Annotated in this window: 14 protein-coding genes; 8 read left to right on the plus strand and 6 right to left on the minus strand. The window is 64.7% G+C overall.

Annotation, left to right across the window (positions count from 1 at the left end):
- Window positions 1–71: 71 nt before the first annotated feature.
- On the minus strand, window positions 72–1526 hold the full coding sequence (locus VFZ66_15335) for a hypothetical protein (GenBank protein HEX6290561.1): 1455 nt from the start codon (window positions 1524–1526) through the stop codon (window positions 72–74).
- Between the two features lie 507 nt (window positions 1527–2033).
- On the opposite strand from VFZ66_15335, the gene VFZ66_15340 reads away from it, so the two are divergent.
- The gene (locus VFZ66_15340; protein ID HEX6290562.1) at window positions 2034–2390 is read left to right on the plus strand and encodes a hypothetical protein; all 357 of its coding nucleotides are present in this window, start codon (window positions 2034–2036) and stop codon (window positions 2388–2390) included.
- Window positions 2391–2474: 84 nt separating this feature from the next.
- On the opposite strand, the gene VFZ66_15345 is transcribed toward VFZ66_15340, so the two are convergent.
- From VFZ66_15345 to VFZ66_15355, 3 genes are all read right to left on the minus strand, one after another.
- Window positions 2475–3872 carry a hypothetical protein gene (locus tag VFZ66_15345; GenBank protein HEX6290563.1) on the minus strand — a complete coding sequence of 466 codons (1398 nt, stop codon included), beginning with the start codon at window positions 3870–3872 and terminating at the stop codon, window positions 2475–2477.
- Between the two features lie 274 nt (window positions 3873–4146).
- Window positions 4147–4347: a hypothetical protein gene (locus VFZ66_15350; protein ID HEX6290564.1), complete on the minus strand. Its 201-nt coding sequence runs from the start codon at window positions 4345–4347 to the stop codon at window positions 4147–4149.
- Window positions 4348–4419: 72 nt separating this feature from the next.
- A complete protein-coding gene (locus VFZ66_15355) occupies window positions 4420–5685 on the minus strand; it encodes a S8 family peptidase (protein HEX6290565.1) in 1266 nt (421 codons plus the stop codon).
- Between the two features lie 541 nt (window positions 5686–6226).
- Between VFZ66_15355 and fxsT the strand changes: the two genes are divergently transcribed.
- Entirely contained in the window at window positions 6227–8719 is a 2493-nt protein-coding gene (fxsT, locus tag VFZ66_15360; protein HEX6290566.1) for an FxSxx-COOH system tetratricopeptide repeat protein, read from the plus strand.
- A gap of 1143 nt (window positions 8720–9862) precedes the next feature.
- Window positions 9863–10603, plus strand: a complete 741-nt coding sequence (locus VFZ66_15365) for an alcohol dehydrogenase catalytic domain-containing protein (protein ID HEX6290567.1) — start codon at window positions 9863–9865, stop codon at window positions 10601–10603.
- Here the strand turns inward: VFZ66_15365 and VFZ66_15370 are convergent.
- Entirely contained in the window at window positions 10600–10896 is a 297-nt protein-coding gene (locus VFZ66_15370) for a MoaD/ThiS family protein (protein ID HEX6290568.1), read from the minus strand. The genes VFZ66_15365 and VFZ66_15370 overlap by 4 nt on opposite strands.
- Window positions 10893–12008, minus strand: a complete 1116-nt coding sequence (locus tag VFZ66_15375) for a hypothetical protein (protein ID HEX6290569.1) — start codon at window positions 12006–12008, stop codon at window positions 10893–10895. Before VFZ66_15375 ends, VFZ66_15370 begins: the two co-directional genes overlap by 4 nt.
- Before the next feature lie 469 nt (window positions 12009–12477).
- On the opposite strand from VFZ66_15375, the gene VFZ66_15380 reads away from it, so the two are divergent.
- The 5 genes from VFZ66_15380 to VFZ66_15400 all read left to right on the plus strand — a co-directional run bounded on the left by VFZ66_15380 (window position 12478) and on the right by VFZ66_15400 (window position 16951).
- Entirely contained in the window at window positions 12478–12606 is a 129-nt protein-coding gene (locus VFZ66_15380) for a hypothetical protein (protein ID HEX6290570.1), read from the plus strand.
- Window positions 12607–13127: 521 nt separating this feature from the next.
- Window positions 13128–13955, plus strand: a complete 828-nt coding sequence (locus VFZ66_15385; GenBank protein ID HEX6290571.1) for a trypsin-like peptidase domain-containing protein — start codon at window positions 13128–13130, stop codon at window positions 13953–13955.
- A 102-nt stretch (window positions 13956–14057) separates the two neighbouring features.
- Window positions 14058–15068, plus strand: coding sequence for a MoxR family ATPase (locus VFZ66_15390; GenBank protein ID HEX6290572.1), 1011 nt, complete (start codon window positions 14058–14060; stop codon window positions 15066–15068).
- Window positions 15037–15936 carry a DUF58 domain-containing protein gene (locus tag VFZ66_15395; GenBank protein ID HEX6290573.1) on the plus strand — a complete coding sequence of 300 codons (900 nt, stop codon included), beginning with the start codon at window positions 15037–15039 and terminating at the stop codon, window positions 15934–15936. The genes VFZ66_15390 and VFZ66_15395 overlap by 32 nt, the downstream gene beginning before the upstream one ends.
- Window positions 15937–15949: 13 nt before the next feature.
- On the plus strand, window positions 15950–16951 hold the full coding sequence (locus VFZ66_15400; GenBank protein ID HEX6290574.1) for a VWA domain-containing protein: 1002 nt from the start codon (window positions 15950–15952) through the stop codon (window positions 16949–16951).
- The last annotated feature ends 3 nt before the right edge of the window (window positions 16952–16954 follow it).

A 16954-nucleotide genomic window follows, 5' to 3' on the forward strand; every position in this document is an offset into this window, starting at 1 on the left:
CCTACCCCATGAACTGATGCGGCGACAGACACCCCACGGGCCGTGCACCGGAAGTTGCAGGTCTGTTGGGATTATCTCTTCTTCTTCTCCTGCGCGCGATGGAAGAGCACGAGGTTGCGGCACAGGGTCTTGACCATCTCGTCGTTCATCTCGTAGGAGTTGCCCCGTGTCTCGTCGCTGGTTGGCGCTTGCGTAGCAGCGACCGTCCAATCTTCGTTGTCTTCGCTGTGGACCAGGTTCTTGTAGGGCGAGGCATTCCTGGTCTTGCCCGGATCTTTATAGGCATCCTGCCCCTTGCCTCGGCGGTACGCCGGGTTAATCCGGCCATAGGGATCATCCACGACGATGCCATTGTCCGTGACCGACTGGATGCTGATGATGTGCGTGTCGGTGCTGGCACTGCCCTTGTGGAACAGGCTCATCATCGCCCCGCCACCTGCATCAAGGCAGGCCTTGAGCTTCTTGCGGGTATCGGCGGACCACGGGCCCCAAACATGCTCCACCCGGTTCTCGGTGCTGTCGTTGGGGTTGATCCTATCCATCACATGCTTGGGCGTCGCATCGGAGTTGATGGTGATGCGCGAGATATTCTGGAGGGAGAGGAAAAAATCGAGCAGGTCTTCGGTCTGTGCGCTACCCTTGAAATCTGCGGCCAGCGCGGTCATCTGCTCGTTCTTCTGGCGCGGCGTGGCGGTCGCCCCGATCAACGTGCCGCCGCGCAACCTTTGATAGCCTTTCGCCGCGCTGTTGACCTTTTCCAGATAGCGCTTGGCCTGCTGCTGCCAGAAGGTGTCAGGGACCGGGATCTCCTCGGCCTTCTTTTCCTTGACGGCCGCTCTGCCCTCGGCGGTCTTCAGATAATCTGACCGTAGCTCCTTCTCAATGGCTCTCAGCAGATCCTCGCGAGTGTAGCCCAGGCGCTCCGCAACCATGGCGAAACTCGTCACGTTGCAGGTGGCCTCAGGCGCAGCCAGGTTGTCGCTTTGTGTGCGGTATTGGGGCACGCCCAGACGAGCATTCCAGTCCATGCCAGCGTCATAGAGCGAGCCTTCGGTCTGCGCCTGATCGGAGGCGGTAGCTCCTGCCACCGGACGCTCGATCCGCTCGATAAACTGGCGCACCGTGCCGATGAGCTCGGGTGGCACGCTGCCGCGCTTGCCGCCTTCCTCGTACTCGGGGGCCTTCGAAAGCTTGTCCACATCCGGGAGCGTGCCCGCCATGATCGCCGCCGAGACGCTTTCGATCTGTGACAGCATGCCACGCACCCGGCTGACCTTCTCGTTGCCCTGCAACCGATCGACCTCGTTCAGCCGATCCTCCAGCCACGCTTTGTACTGCTTGAGTCCATCGACCCGTCCCACGTCCGTCTGCACAGGAGCCGCCGCGGCTGGTGCTGGAGCGGCTGGGGCTGCACCAGCCGTCCGCTGCACCCGCTCACCGATCAGCCGTTGCACCGCGGTGTTGCCCACCGTCGTTTGCAGCGCGAGGATGTCGGCAGGCTGCATGCCTACCATGGAAGAGCGCATGACCTCCTGGGGTGACATAGCGGGTGAGCCGTGCGCCGCATGCGTGCGTGTGATGCGTTCGGATACCTTCTTGGTTGCCGCTGGCTGTAGGTGCTGGTGCGTATGCGTCATCGCGCTGCCCCCTTATGGCGGGAATACGTGGCTGAAGCGTCGGGGATCTCCAATAGCTCGGCAACGTGCCAATGAGATGTGCGGGCCTTAAGCGGTTTGCTCATGTGCCGATCCATTGTAGCACATGGCGCTGCCGTGTGAACATGGATTCGCGCACTGGATTTAACGATTATGATCACACCCTAAAATCGGTCGAGAACCAGGGAAGATGAGGGAGGGGAAGAAATCCAGAGATAGAGCAGCAGGATCGCGGAGAAGATAGAGATTATCGGTATGCTGCCCCCGTCCTCTGCCTGACCCCAGCTCAACGTTACCAACCCTGTGCTGCCCTGCCGTGCACTACCTCACAGCGGCCGGTGGTTGCACGTCGCCGTCATCGACGGGGGCAGCGTGCGCGTGCGGTTCCGACCCTACGACATCCAGAACCTACTCCGGCAGCACAAAGACGCCTACTTCCAATTCGCGTGGAACGACCAGCCGCATCAGCGCGAGCAAAAGATCATGGTCAAAGGCCGTTGCAGCGCTGAGCGGTTCGTACCGCTGCTGACGACGGACACACCCCACACCACGGTCACGCTGCGGATCTGCTACGCGCTCACGCCGGAGCGGGATACCGAGGTCATTCTCCACGACGGCTACGGCCTGCCGGAAATCGATCGCTGGTGGGCGCGAGCCAGCGGCTCCACCATCCGGCTGCCGCTCCCCGCCGAGGCCCAGGCCGCGCCGGCGATCGCGCGCGAGGCCGCTGCCTGACGGCGTTCTGGTAGAGCAGCGGAGCAGAGCATGTCGCCCAACCAAGACAGGTTGGGCGACGCACGATTGATGCAGGTGGCGGTCCTACCGTTGGAGCTGCCGAATCAGCACGTTCGCCTGGTCCACCAGGGGTTGCCTCTGGGAAGCCGACAGCACGCCGCTCCGCTGGAATGCCTCCACCTGCTGCACAAAGGCATCCAGTTGGTTCGCAGCGACCTTTGGCTGGCCGCGGTCAAGGCTGCGCTGGGCGGCATCCAGCTTGGCTGTGAGGGCGTTACCCTGGCCCTGGTTGAGCACCCTGGCGGTGACGAGCTGCTGCACGTCGGCCTTGAGCGCACCAAGCTGCTGCGCGGGCGTGGGCGGTGTCAGCGTCCAAAGCACAGCATGCTGCTCGCCGCTCGGAGTGGTACTGAACCCCACAACCTGGCCGCGGTCGTTGATCGCCACAGCGCGGCTCTCATCTCCGCCCAGCGTACCGAGGTCCGTCATCACCCCGTGCTGCCACACGAAGGCACGATATGCGCCAGTCGCTGTGACGCTGTGCCCGGCCACTTGGCCCTGTTCGTTGATGGCGGTAGCACGGCTTTCATGGCCCCCCAAGGTTCCAAGATCCCGCATCACTCCGTGCTGCCAGATGTAGCCGTGGTCCTGCCTATCCGCCGTGGCGCTGGTGCCCACCACCTGCCCCTGCTCGTTGATCGCCACGGCACTGCTCGAATCTCCGCCCAGCGTGCTCAGGTCAGTCATCACCCCATGCTGCCACACGAAAGCATGCTGTTCGCCGCTTGTGGTGCTGCTGACACCCGCGACTTGGCCGCGGTCGTTGATCGCCACGGCGGCGCTCCGAGCGCCCCCCAAGGTGCCGAGGTCGGTCATCACCCCGTGGTGCCAGATGAAGCCATGGCGCTCACCGTTCGCCGTGTCGCTGGTGCCCACCACCTGCCCCTGCTCGTTGATCGCCACGGCGGCGCTACTTGCACCAACCACATCGGTGAGGGTGCCCACGTGGGTCAGCTGCCCGTTCTGCCAGATGAAGCCGGTGTCGGACGCCCACGGGCTCCAACCCCCGCTGCTCCAGCCGACGACCTGGCCCTGATTGTTGTTCGCCTCGGGGATGTTGCCCCAGCCGAGGTCGGTCCGCTGCCCGTTCTGCCAGATGAAGCCGTGGTTAAAGGCCGCGCCCACGATCTGGCCGTGGTCGTTGATCGCCGTGACCGTGCCCGACATGCCGAGCTTGGTCATCACCCCGTTCCGCCACACGACGATGTTCCGGGCGTCCGTGTAGCCCACCACGTCGCCCTGATGGTTGATCGCCGTGGCTTCGCTATAGGCACCTTCGGTGGCACCGAGGTCGGTCAGCGTGATGCTGGGCGGTGGAGTCTGCGCGGCGGCGAGGGTCGGCAGCAGGAGCAGGAGGAGGGCTACGACGGCGCGGACACGGTGCTGCCATCCACCTGCCACGTGTTCTAAGGATAGTGGCATACGAGCCTCCTTTGAACTGCACTGCGGTTGTTGCTGATGGGATGGTCATGGAGCAACGGAGGGAGGGGCGCAGACTATGCACGATCGGGACGTGTGGGCCATCCCTCACACCAGGCTACACCCGCGTACCGTTCGGGCGCAGGACAATTCAATCACCGCAGGGAAGGGTTTGACCACGATTCAGGGGGCGGGCGCACGATCACCCTGCGCCGCGCTCGGTGGTAGGGGAGCGTCCTGCTGCGAGCAGTGTTCAGCCCAGGCCGATGCCCGGTGCTCATAGCGCCACGACCGCCGGAGCGACGAACCGAGTAGGACGATCAAGGAGGACGACGATGACGATCGCCCCACACATCAACGCAGCACGCCAGGCCGCGCCAGAGATCGCGCACGAGGCCGCTGCCTGATGGCGCTGCGCTTCTTTGTCGGCCTGCACCAGCCGAGCGATGCGCAGCACTTCGCGCGCTGCTGCATCCATGTCCAGCGGCTCGCTACCCGCCGCAAGCCGCTGGGCTGCACCTTTACTACACCCACATTGCGGGAGCCACCATTACCGACACTCTGGGGGGCAGGTCCAGGGTTCCCGTGTCGGCATTGGCGTTGGCGGTTGTGGTGTCGCGGTCGGTTGAAGGGGGGGGGCGGTGGGCGTTGGCCCTGACGGTGGGGTGAGCGACCCCACAAACAGGAGTCGGTTCGGCGTACCTGTCGGATTGCCCGTCATCACGTTCGTCGTCGCGTTGGTGATGATGTAGTTCACGATGGTTGACGACGCGGTTTCGCCGTTTCTGCTTTTGTACAGCGCCGCCACGCCCGCCGCATGCGGCGAAGCCATCGAGGTGCCGCTGATCGCGTTGGAGCCATTGTTGAGCCAGGTCGATCCAATATTCACGCCCGGCGCGTACACCTCGACGCAGCTGCCGTAGTTCGAGAACGAGGCTCTGGCATCGTTGATGTCCGATGCCGCCACGGTGAGCACCCCGGCGGCGCTGGCAGGCGAGTAATTGCAGGCATCCGCATTATTGTTGCCTGCTGCAACCGCCACGAAGATGCCGGAGTTCACCAGATTCGTGACCGCCGTGTTGACCGACGACAGGAAGCCGCCGCCGAGCGACAGATTGGCAACCGCCGGACGCTGCCCGTACAGCCGTACCCAATCGACACCCGCGATCACGTCTGACCACGCGCCAGCGCCATTGCAGTCGAGCACGCGCACGCCCCGTACTTGCACCTGCTTCGCCACGCCGTAGGTTGCGCCGCCCACGGTGCCCGCGACATGCGTGCCGTGGCCGTTGCAGTCCGCGCCGGTACCACCAAACGCATCGTAGACGTTGGACGCGCGTCCACCAAAGTCAGGATGCGCCGTCGCGATGCCGGTGTCGATAATGTAGGCATACACGCCTGCGCCCGTGGAGTTGTAGGTATAGCTGCCCGACAGCGGCTGCGGGCGCTGGTCAATCCGATCCAACCCCCAGGGGAAGTATTGCGTGGCATCGAGCGTGACTTCCTGATCCTGCTCGATGGAGTCGACCAGCGGATGCTGGCGCAGCGCCGCAAGCTGGCGCGCGTTCAAGGTTGCCGCGAAGCCGTTGAGCACCGCTGAATAGACGTGCCTGGCCTGGACACCGAGCGCATGGGCGACGGCCTGACCATCGCCGCTTTCCTTGAGCACCACAATGTACTGATCGGCAATGGGCTTGCCCTTGACCGGGGCGGCGGGCGCACGGGCAACACCCACCGCGCCTGATGCGGCTTGCAGCGAGAGGGAGTGAACCGCGAGGACACCGACGATCACGAACAGGGTCATCAACCGTTTCATAGAGTCATCCTTCCGCACATGATTGTGGACACACATGCGCCAACACTATGGCGATGCGATCTGGCAGAGCCGAACAACCTTCCCAGGCAATCCGAATCAGGGGCGATGGTCGCGCATCCGCAGCTGGGAGGAGTACAGGCAGACACCACCGTTGGTCGCTGGACCTCCTTTCGGGAATGCGGCTCGGCGCATCCGGCGTGTCAGCTGCCTTGCCTGGTACCGACCCATCACGGGCGACCCGGGCCGAACCAGCCGCGGTGCGGAACCAGCCGATCATCGCTCGTCGCTCCGCCTCCGCTGCGGCCGGGGTGCAGGTCCGCTAGCGGTAGTACACCAGATTTCTGCCAGGGTATGCGACCGGTTTCCGATCCAAAAACCGATTGAGTTAAGATAGACTTAACGGATGCCGGCCCCGGTCCGGCGACCACGCTGGGACTCCCGCTGCGGACGGAAGCCGTGTATAATCATCCCGATCCCCCCACGCTGCCCCGACTGTCGGCACCGGATGCGGGTGTCGCTTGGACCTTGGGGAGAACCAGCTATGCCAGACGATCGAGCGCACGAGCCGTCGCTCGGGGCGTGGATTCGCCGCCGTCGCAAAGCCCTTGACCTGACCCAAGCGGCCTTAGCGGACTGCGTGGGCTGCGCCGAAGTGACGATCCGCAAACAGGAAGCGGAGTTCCAGCGACCCTCGCGCCAGCTTGCGGAGCGGCTGGCGACCTGCCTCGCGCTGGCCCCCGACGAGCGCGCCCTGTTTCTTCAGGTGGCCCGGGGCGAACGCAGTGCGGATCGCTTACCGCCGATCCTCACTCCGAGCGATCCCGGTTCGCAGGCGACCCCGCAGCCTCCGATCGCGCCACTGCCCCTTGACCGGGTACCATCACCTGCACCACTGCCACCCGGTTCGCGGATGCCATTCAGCTGCAATCCGCTGTTCGTGGGCCGGGACACCGACCTACGCCAGCTGGCCCGTGCCCTGACGGGAAGCGAGACGGCGGCCATCGGGCAGGTGGAGATCGCGGCGGCGACGGGCCTCGGCGGCATCGGCAAGACCCAGTTGGCGTGTGAGTTCGTCCATCGCTACGGGCCGTGCTTTCCGGGCGGCGTCTTCTGGCTCAGCTTCGCTGATCCTGCTGCCGTCCCAGCAGAGGTTGCGGCGTGCGGTGGTGCAGATGGCATGGATCTTCGCTCCACGTTTGGCATGCTGTCGCTGGACGAGCAGGTGCAGCGGGTGCAAGCGGCCTGGAAGGAGCCGGTTGCGCGACTCCTGGTCTTCGATAACTGTGAGGACGAGGCACTGTTGGAGCAATGGCGACCAAAGCACGGCGGCTGTCGCGTGCTCCTCACCAGCCGCCGTCATCACTGGAATCCCGCCCTTGGTGTGCAGGCGGTGCCGCTGGACGTGCTGCCCCGGCTGGAGAGTATCGCGCTGCTGCGCAAATTCCGCCCGGATCTGCGAGAGGATGATGCCGACCTCCAGGCGATTGCCGAAGCCCTGGGCGATCTGCCGCTGGCCTTGCATCTCGCGGGCAGCTTCCTGGGACACTACCGCTATGCCATCACGCCCGCCCAGTATCGGGCGCGCCTGCGCGCTTCAACGATCCTCAACGATCGCTCACTCCGGGCAGCGGGCATCTCGCCGACGAAGCACGTGCACCATGTGGCGCGCACCTTTGAGCAAAGCTATGAACAGTTGGATGGTGCCGATCCCACGGACGTGCTGGCGCTGACGCTGCTGGCGCATGCGGCGTGCTTCGCACCGGGGGAGCCACTACCGCGCCGGTTGCTCCTCGAAACGCTGGCGCTCCCAGACGATGCCACGGACCGTGCGCTGCACGCTGAGGATGCCCTGCGACGCTTAATCGACCTGGGGCTGCTGGAAACCGACGCGGCAGGCAACCTCCGTCTGCATCGGCTGGTGGTGGCGTTTGTACACGCCGTGCTGGTCGACGGAGCGGCCCAGGCGGCGGTGGAAGCGACCATGCTACACGTGGCCGATGCGCTGAACGAGCAGCGCAATCCCCGCCCCGTCCTGGCTATCCAGCCGCACCTCCGCTTCATTACCGATGCGGCGCAGCAGCGCGCGAATGCACGCACGGCGGGATTATGTAATGCGCTGGGCTACCATCTCTGGCTCCTCGGTGTCTATCCCGAAGCGCAGGGCTACCTGGAGCAGGCGCTGGCAATCCGGCAGCGCGTGCTGGGCGACGACCATTCCGACACCGCCAGGAGCCTCAATAACCTGGGCATTGTGCTGTGGGCGCAAGGCCACTACCCTGCGGCGCAGCGCGCCTATGAGCAGGCGCTGGCGATCCGGCAGCGCTTGCTGGGCGACGACCATCCCGACACCGCGAGGAGTCTCAACAATCTGGGCGTGGTCCTCAAGGATCAAGGACAGTACGCGGCGGCACAGGGCTACTATGAGCAGGCGCTGGCAATCCGGCAGCGCCTGCTGGGCGACGACCATCCCGACACCGCGAGGAGTCTCAGCAACCTTGGTGTGGTGCTGGAGGTACAAGGCCAGTACGCCGATGCCCAACGCTATTACGAGCAGGCGCTGGCGATCCAGCAACGCGTGCTGGGCGGCGACCATCCCGACACCGCCAGGAGCCCCCTCAATCTGGGCGTGGTCCTCAAGGCTCAAGGTCAGTACGCGCAGGCACAGGGTTACTTGGAGCAGGCGTTGGCGATTCAGCAGCGCGTGCTGGGGGCGGACCATCCCGACACCGCCAGGAGCCTGAGCGGGTTGGGCGAGGTGCTGCACGCGCAAGGCGAGCGGGTGCAGGCGCGGCGCTATCTGGAGCAAGCGCTCACCATCTTTACGCACCGACTCGGCCCGCAGCATCCCGACACCGCGGAAAGCCTCCACCATCTGGGCCTCGTCCTGCACGCCCAGGGACAGGACGCCGAGGCGCGGCGCTATCTGGAGCAAGCATTGACGATCTACGAGCAGGTGGTCGGTTCGGATCATCCGAGTACCCAGGGTGTCCGAGCGAGTCTGGCAGCGCTCGTGAAGCACCACCGAGAACGCTAACCGCACCTATCGCCACCCTAAGCAACGGTGACGATAAGCACCCTGCATGTTGAATAACAGGTTTCGAAAGGTATACGTTCTGCGACGTTATGGTAACGGCTCTCACATGATGTCTCAACATGCCGTTCTCCGAACGTTTTAAGGCTTTTGAGACACGCTGCTCGCGGGGAGATGAAGCGCCGCTGCCCACTCCGCCACACCGGGATCGTGGAGCAGGTAGTCGAGCGCTGGATGGTCGAGCGGCAGGGACCGCATGACCAGATGGAGTTTGCGCGCTGGGTGGTGGGGGTGTCGGAGTGCGCCGCGTGCTCCCACACGGCACGCGCATTGCTGGGGATTCACCTGCGTCGTGGCGTTCTCGCTCGCGGTGGTATGGACGACCGTGGCCGCGAAAGGCGGTACCTCCGCCAGCGTGATACAGACGCCCGAACACGCGCCCCTGGTCGATCGTTTGGACGCCCACCAGGGAACGCGGCGGATGTGAACGCCGCCTACACGATCGCTGCCACGTACCAAGCCAGGAGCGGTAGATCTGATCCTGGCGGGCTGCCCGTCAATCAGCCAATCGCATCAGACCTGCGGGTCTAGATGCAAGCCGCCTCGTTCACGGGGCGGTTATTGACACCTTCCCCCATCTGATGACCGAACGCGAGCGCCATCAGGTGCTCGCGGCAGCCCATCCACCGCCATCTCCGTACAAGGAGTACGGGGATGTCACGATACACCTGCCCGCGCGGTTCGAGGAGCAAACCGGGGAGTTTTGGGATGTGCTGCGTCGACGACGCACGCTACGACACTTTCTGCGGCAACCCATCTCGCGCTCCGATTTCGCAACCGTTGTGCTCTGGACGTGGGGCGCGAGTCACCGACTTGAGGATCCGGTGCTCGGTCCGTACCTGCTCAAGACCAGTCCCTCCGGCGGGGCGCGTCACCCCATCGAGGTCTATCCGCTCATCCAGCGCGTGGAGGGCGTTGCTCCCGGGCTCTACCACTATTCGGTACGGCGGCATGCCCTCGAACTGCTCCGCCCTGACATACTCGAGGATGTCGCGGTCCAGCTCTGCGCTGGGCAAGCGTGGGTTCGAGATGCCGCCGTCATGGACGACACGACCACATACGTACTATTATTGGAGGAGATACACCATGAAAGGAACAGTACTGTACGGCCCGCGGGATGTACGCGTCGAGGAGCGCCCCGACCCAACGATTCTTGAACCGACCGACGCCATCATCCGCATCTCGGCGGCCTGCGTCTGCGGGTCCGACCTGTGGCCCTACCGCGGCATTGAGGTGTTTAACCAGCCGCAGCCCATGGGGCACGAGTACGTTGGCATCGTCGAGGAGGTCGGCAGCGCGGTCAGCACCATCAAACCCGGCCAGTTCGTCGTCGGCTCGTTCGTCATCTCCGACAACACCTGCCCGATCTGCCAGTCCGGCTACCAGTCCCGTTGCGTGAACGGCGAGTTCGTGTCGCAGACCATCGGGACCCAGGCCGAGTACGCCCGCATCCCGCTTGCCGACGGCACGCTGGTCGCGACCGCGGACAGGCCGCCCGACGACCTGATCCTGAGCCTGCTGGCGGCCTCCGACGTGCTCGGCACCGGCTGGTTCGGGGCCGTGGCTGCCGACGCCGGTCCCGGCAAGACCGTCGCGGTCGTCGGCGACGGCGCGGTCGGCCTCTGCGCCATCCTCGCGGCCAAGCAGCTTGGCGCTGAGCGGATCATCGCCATGAGCCGTCACGCGGATCGCCAGAAGCTCGCGTTGGCGTTCGGCGCGACCGACATCGTGACCGAGCGCGGCGACGCGGGCGTGGCGCGGATCAAGGACATGATGACCTGGACCAGCGCCGATCAGACGCGGCGCGTGCCCTGTGCGCCGCGTTAGCCTCCAGCAATCGCACCCACGATCATCACCGGCTCCATCCCGGTCGCAACGGCGGCGGACAGTGGCGCATCCGGCGACTCATGCGACAGATCTTCCTCGCAGGCGAAGATTCGCACGAAGGGGCGGCGTTCCTGCGTCACGTGGTCGCGGATCGTCCCGCGCAGCATAGGATACCTGGCTTCGAGCGCGTCCAGGACCGTTCGCTGGGTCACAGGACCCGCCATCTGGAGTTCCACCTCGCCCGTGAGCTGGGCCAGCATCCGCAGGTGGGCGGGGAGCATGACTCGGATCATGGGAGCGTCTGCACCTCCACGGAAAGGACGGACGGCAGATCGCGGACAATCGCGGTCCACGTATCGCCACTATTGGCCGATGCGTACACCTGTCCGCCGGTCGTGCCGACGTACACGCCGCATGGATCGAGCGCGTCCACGGCCAGAGCGTCGCGTAACACGTTCACGTAACAGTCGCGCTGGGGCAGCCCGTGGGTCAGGGCTTCCCATGCATGGCCGCCCGTCCGGCTGCGGTACACGCGCAGCTTCCCCTCCGGTGGGTAATGCTCGGAGTCGCTGGTGATCGGGACGACATAGATCGTGTCGGGTTCATGGGCATGCACGGCGATCGGGAACCCAAAGTCTGACGGCACGTTCCCGCTGACCTCATACCACGAATCGCCGGCGTCGTCGCTCCGCATAATATCCCAGTGCTTCTGCATGAACAGCACGTGGGGACGCAATGGATGGCGCGCGATCTTGTGGACGCAGTGCCCGACCTCGGCATCGGGGTCCGGGATATAGTCAGACCGCAGCCCTCGGTTAATAGGCTGCCAGGTGGTGCCCCCATCATCGGTGCGGAAGGCTCCCGCCGCCGAGATGGCGATGACGATGCGCCCCGGGTTGGACGGATCGAGCAGGATCGTGTGCAGGCACAGCCCGCCCGCGCCGGGTTGCCAGCGCGACCCGGCGCCATGCTCCCGCAGCCCGGCCAGCTCCTGCCAGGTGTGGCCGCCGTCCAGGCTGCGGAACAGCGCCGCGTCTTCCACCCCGGCGTAGACAGTCTCCGGATCGGTGAGCGACGGCGCAAGATGCCAGACCCGCGTGAATTCCCAGGGATGCGGCGTGCCGTCGTACCACTGATGCGTGCCGGGCACGCCGTCGTACACAAACGCATTCCCAACGGCCGTCCACGTCAGGCCACCATCATCGGAGCGCTGGATCAGTTGCCCGAACCAGCCCGTGGACTGTGAGGCGTACAGCCGATTCGGATCAGCCGACGAGCCCGTGAGATGATAGATCTCCCAGCCGCCAAAGTGCGGCCCACTGACCGTCCATTGGTCGCGCGTGCCGTCCGCGGTCAGGATGAACGCGCCCTTGCGGGTGCCAACCAGTACGCGTACTCCACTCATGGTGTCGTCCCCTGTGCGTTTCCGGTGATGCGCGCCGGCACGCAAGTGCCAGGACGAGCGCCGCACCAGCGAGCAGCCTGCGCCGTTCGAGCCATCTACGCGCCACGTGCCAGGCGGTGCCGCAATCATCGCTCTCCTGCTCAACCTAGGGCCAGCAGGTGAGCGCGCTGGTGGCACGAGCGATGGGCATGCAGGGCATCGTACCTCGTCCTGACGTGTACTCTAGCGCGGCACTGTGACATCTACGGTCGCCAGCAGGCATGGAGATCGAGATGCGGGATCGTACGTAGCACGAGTGGCTCCCGTTCCGCTGCTGGCGCACCCCGCTTAGCCTCACAGCTAGTATACCGCGCCACGTCATTGGTGGTCTACGCGCGCATGTCGGTTCGATGACCATTGCACACCCCAGGCGGAGGAGGAGCGCGCGACCCAGCGGCAGATCACAATGGTCTTATGGAACGTCAACGGTATGCGGGCTGCTGACCGGAAGGGCTTGCTCTCATGGTGGCAGACGACGCACGCGGGCATCGTCGCGGTGCAAGAAACCAAGATCCACCCCGATCAGGCGTCAGCGGCGCTGCGAGAGCCGCCGGGGTAGCACGCCGACGGGTGCGCCCCGGAGTTCACGCGGTATCGTGGGGGTCGCCACCATTTCCCGGTGCCTGCCGATTATCGGTGTGACGCTGCCGCTGCCCTGACCTGCATCGCCCGCACGACAGATCCAGGATCTCCTTACCCTACGGACCCTGGACTCTGAGACGATGGCCCAGAGCACGGAGCCATCCGTCCACACGAGACAGGCGCTCACGGCAAGCACCGCTGCGATGACGAGCCTGTGGGTGAGCCTCCGCCACGGGGAACATTCTGTCCAGGGCGAACCATCTGTGCCAATTTGCCGACGGCTTTTTCGATGGTGTACTATGGGAACCAGAGGCGCTGCCCCTCCTGGCAACAGGCACAAACCCAGGAGGCGCGTCACATGCCTGCGTTCGCATACGGCCTGGGCCGCTCAGCGTCGGCGCTGGACCAGCGGGCGAGGCTCGGTCGGATAATGCCGGTATGATCACCGGACAACATCTGTGTTGTCGATGGTGCTGTGGCTGGAGAGTGGAGACGATCATGAGTGAGCGACCGGCTTCGCGATCTGCTGTCTTCCGCGCACGCATCCGGCAGATGCGCAGCGGCATACCCTTCGCCGGAGGTGTGCTCGCGGCGTTTGCCGCGATATTGCTGTACAACTGGCTCGTGCCGGCTCCCGTGCCCCTCACGACGCAGGCGGTTCAGCAGACGGTTGCACACCTGATGGCCTCGGCCACTCCGCCACCCGCCCTTTCTGAGCAGGTGTATCGAACGATCCACCCCTCACTGGTGCTCATCCAAACGTCAGCCGTCGGCGACGAAGGCGAGGACGGGTATGGTCTGGGCAGTGGCGTTGTCGTCAACGATCGCGGGGACATTCTGACGAGTCTCCACGTCGTTGCGGGCGCACGGAGCATTGAGCTGACGTTTACCGACGGCTCTCGCTCGTCGGCGCGGATCGTGGTTGCGCAGCCGGAGCATGACATCGCGGTGCTCCGCGCGCGCCAACCTCCGCAGCAGCTCGTGCCTGCCATCCTTGGCAATCCCAACGCGATGCGCATCGGAGATGAGGCGTTCGTTGTGGGTCATCCGCTTGGCCTCTACGGCTCGATGAGCGCGGGCGTCATCTCCGGCTTCGACCGCTCCTTCCAGCCCACGACCGGCGATCGGCCCCTGCATGGCTTGATTCAAATCGATGCCGCTGTGAACCCGGGAAATTCAGGCGGTCCACTGCTCAATCGGGACGGTCACGTGATCGGCATTGTCGCCGGGCTGGTCAACCCGACCAACCAGGAGGTCTTTATTGGCCTTGGTTTTGCTGTGCCGATCACCGTGGCAGCATCCGGGGCTGGCTTCCCACCCTATTGATGCCATGTCCGGTTGCAACGTCCTCGTCCGAAACGGAAGCGTCAGCGCGGCACAGGGGCGCGGCTGCGTGTGGTAGACCGCCCCGCTGAAAGGACATCGTCCATGACTCAACCCAGGAGCGCCGACCATCGGATGCCGATGGAGCACGTCGTGTATGAGGTGAAGAAAGTCATCGTCGGCCAGGACCATCTGCTCGAACGGCTGGTTGTCGCCCTGCTGGCGCGCGGGCACGTCCTGGTCGAAGGCGTGCCGGGCCTGGCGAAGACCATGACGATCAAAACGCTGGCGCAGGCCATCGGCGGCGAGTTCAAGCGCATCCAATTTACCCCGGATCTGGTGCCGGCGGATTTGATCGGTACGCGCATGTACAATCAAAAAACCGGTGAGTTCAGCACCTCGTTCGGCCCCGTCTTTACCAACCTGCTGCTCGCCGATGAGATTAATCGCGCGCCGGCCAAGGTTCAAAGCGCGCTGCTCGAAGTCATGCAGGAGCGCCAGGTGACGATCGGCGTCGACACGTTTCCCGTGCCCAATCCGTTCCTGGTGCTGGCAACGCAGAATCCGATCGAAACCGAGGGCACCTATCCGCTGCCTGAGGCGCAGGTCGATCGCTTTATGCTCAAGGTGCTCGTGGGCTATCCAAGCCCCACGGAAGAGTTCGTCATCGTCGAGCGGATGACGGGTAGTGTCGAAACCATACAGGAGGTCTTGACCGCCCAGCAGCTGCTACGTTTGCAGCATGAGGCCAGCCGCGTGTACGTGGACCCGGCCCTGATGGAGTACGCCATTCGGATCGTATCCGCGACCCGCGAGCCGCACGCTCACGGCCTCCGAGAGATGGAGCGCTACATCGCCTTTGGTGCCAGCCCCCGCGCGTCGATTCATGTGATCCTGGCGGCGAAAGCCCTTGCGTTTATCCGTGGCCGGGCGTACGCGCTGCCGCAGGACATCCAGGATATCGCCCTGGACGTGCTCCGGCACCGCCTCGTCCTCTCGTATGAAGCGCTCTCGGATACCGTCACCAGCGATGACCTGTTGCAACAAATCCTTGAGCGGATTGCGCTCCCAAAGGTGCCGCTGCATGAATACGCCACGATCCGCGCCAACACCTGAGCGTATTCTCCAACGCCTCGACTGGCAGGTGATTCGCCGCCTGGACGGGTTGCTGCAAGGCGATTACCGCAGCCTGTTCTATGGCTACGGCCTGGATTTTGCGGACGTTCGCGAGTATCAGCCGGAAGATGACATTCGCTACATCGATTGGAACGTCACCGCGCGGATGAACGCGCCCTATGTTCGGCAGTATGTCGAAGATCGCGAAATCACCGCGTGGTTTCTGCTGGACCTCAGTCCCTCGATGGACTTTGGACCCGTCGAGCGCCAGAAGCGGACGGTGTTGATCGATGTCGTGACGACACTTGCGCGGCTCCTGACCCGGCACGGCAATCGGGTGGGTGCCGTGCTGTATGGCAGCCGCGTTGAGCGCATGATCCCGGCGCGCGGCGGTCGGCTGCACGTGCTGCGGCTGGTCAACGATCTGCTCAAGCAGCCACTTGGAGCTCAGGCATCGTTCACCAGCCTCACACCGCTGCTCGAAGCGGGATTGCACACGATCAAGCAGCGCGCCCTGGTCTTCATCATCTCGGATTTCATCAGCGCGCCGGGCTGGGAGCGACCGATGAGCGTGCTCAACCGGCGGCACGATGTGATCGCCATCCGCCTGTGGGACTCTCGCGAAGTGGAGCTGCCGGACCTTGGCCTGATCCTGATGGAGGATGCGGAAACCGGCGAGCAGATCTACGTGGACACGCGCGACACACAGTTTCGCCAGCGGTTTCACGAGGCAGCGCGTCAGCGCGAAGCGGCCTTGAGCACGGCCTTCAAACGAGCCGGGGTTGATGCGCTGTCGCTCTCGACGGAAGAGGACCTGGTGCGCGCGATTGTGCGGTTCGCCAACCTGCGGCGGCAGCGCCGAACATAATACGGATGTGCCTATGTCATTCATCTGGCCCGCCATGCTCTTCGGCCTCCTGGTGGTCCCGCTCGCGGTGGGGCTGTACGTCCGCCTCCAGCAGCGGCGTCAGCGGATGCTGGCGCGCTACGGCAGCCTGGGACTGGTCTACGGCGCTGCGGGTCGTCGGCTCGGCTGGCAGCGGCATCTTCCTCCTGCCCTGTTGCTCCTCGGCCTCACCGTGCTGCTGATCGGCCTGGCGCGACCGCAGACCACCGTCAGTCTGCCCCGAGTCGAAGGCACGGTCATCCTTGTGTTCGATGTTTCCGGCAGCATGGCGGCCAACGACGTGCAGCCAACACGCATGGAGGCGGCGAAAGCCGTGGCGCAGGACGTTGTGCAGCAGCAGCCACGCGGCGTGCAGATCGGGGTAGTCGCATTCAGCGACAGCGGTCTGGCGATCCAGACGCCGACGAGCGACCAGGCGGCCATTCTCGCCGCGATCGCGCGGATCACCCCGCAGCGGGGAACGTCGCTCGGTCACGGCATCGGAGCGGCGCTGAATGTGCTCGATGCCACGGCGAGTCCTCGCCGCTACACGACGCTGACCCTTACACCGACGCCGACGCCGCTGCCGGTGCCCCCAGGAACCAACCGGTCGACAGCCATTGTGCTCTTGACCGACGGCGAGAACACCGGTCCACCGGACCCTCTGGAAGCGGCCCAGGCCGCCGCCGATCGGGGCGTGCGCGTCTACACGATCGGCATCGGCAGCGCTGCGGGGACCACCCTGAAGGTCAACGGCTTCACGGTGCATACGCAGCTCGACGAAGCAACGCTGCAACAGATCGCCGCGCGCACCGCGGGCACGTATTTCAACGCCGCGCAAGAGGAAGCGCTGCGGGCGATGTATGACAACCTCGATCTGCAACTGGTGATGACATCCGAGGAGGCCGAGATCACCGCCCTGTTTGCGGGTGTCGGCTTCCTCGTGTTGCTGATCGGCGGCGCGTGGTCGCTGCTGTGGTTCGGTCGCACGCCGTGATCG

It is taken from the genome of Herpetosiphonaceae bacterium (assembly GCA_036374795.1).
In the GTDB taxonomy this organism is placed as follows: Bacteria; Chloroflexota; Chloroflexia; order Chloroflexales; family Kallotenuaceae; genus LB3-1.

What these genes read in the sequence shown, in the direction of transcription:
- VFZ66_15335 (HEX6290561.1), bottom strand. Translation starts at nt 1,526, where the DNA reads ATGCGCTCTTCCATGGTAGGCATGCAGCCTGCCGACATCCTCGCGCTG.
- VFZ66_15345 (HEX6290563.1), bottom strand. Translation starts at nt 3,872, where the DNA reads ATGCCACTATCCTTAGAACACGTGGCAGGTGGATGGCAGCACCGTGTC.
- VFZ66_15350 (HEX6290564.1), bottom strand. Translation starts at nt 4,347, where the DNA reads ATGGATGCAGCAGCGCGCGAAGTGCTGCGCATCGCTCGGCTGGTGCAG.
- VFZ66_15355 (HEX6290565.1), bottom strand. Translation starts at nt 5,685, where the DNA reads ATGAAACGGTTGATGACCCTGTTCGTGATCGTCGGTGTCCTCGCGGTT.
- fxsT (HEX6290566.1), top strand. Translation starts at nt 6,227, where the DNA reads ATGCCAGACGATCGAGCGCACGAGCCGTCGCTCGGGGCGTGGATTCGC.
- VFZ66_15365 (HEX6290567.1), top strand. Translation starts at nt 9,863, where the DNA reads ATGAAAGGAACAGTACTGTACGGCCCGCGGGATGTACGCGTCGAGGAG.
- VFZ66_15370 (HEX6290568.1), bottom strand. Translation starts at nt 10,896, where the DNA reads ATGATCCGAGTCATGCTCCCCGCCCACCTGCGGATGCTGGCCCAGCTC.
- VFZ66_15375 (HEX6290569.1), bottom strand. Translation starts at nt 12,008, where the DNA reads ATGAGTGGAGTACGCGTACTGGTTGGCACCCGCAAGGGCGCGTTCATC.
- VFZ66_15380 (HEX6290570.1), top strand. Translation starts at nt 12,478, where the DNA reads ATGCGGGCTGCTGACCGGAAGGGCTTGCTCTCATGGTGGCAGACGACG.
- VFZ66_15385 (HEX6290571.1), top strand. Translation starts at nt 13,128, where the DNA reads ATGAGTGAGCGACCGGCTTCGCGATCTGCTGTCTTCCGCGCACGCATC.
- VFZ66_15390 (HEX6290572.1), top strand. Translation starts at nt 14,058, where the DNA reads ATGACTCAACCCAGGAGCGCCGACCATCGGATGCCGATGGAGCACGTC.
- VFZ66_15395 (HEX6290573.1), top strand. Translation starts at nt 15,037, where the DNA reads ATGAATACGCCACGATCCGCGCCAACACCTGAGCGTATTCTCCAACGC.
- VFZ66_15400 (HEX6290574.1), top strand. Translation starts at nt 15,950, where the DNA reads ATGTCATTCATCTGGCCCGCCATGCTCTTCGGCCTCCTGGTGGTCCCG.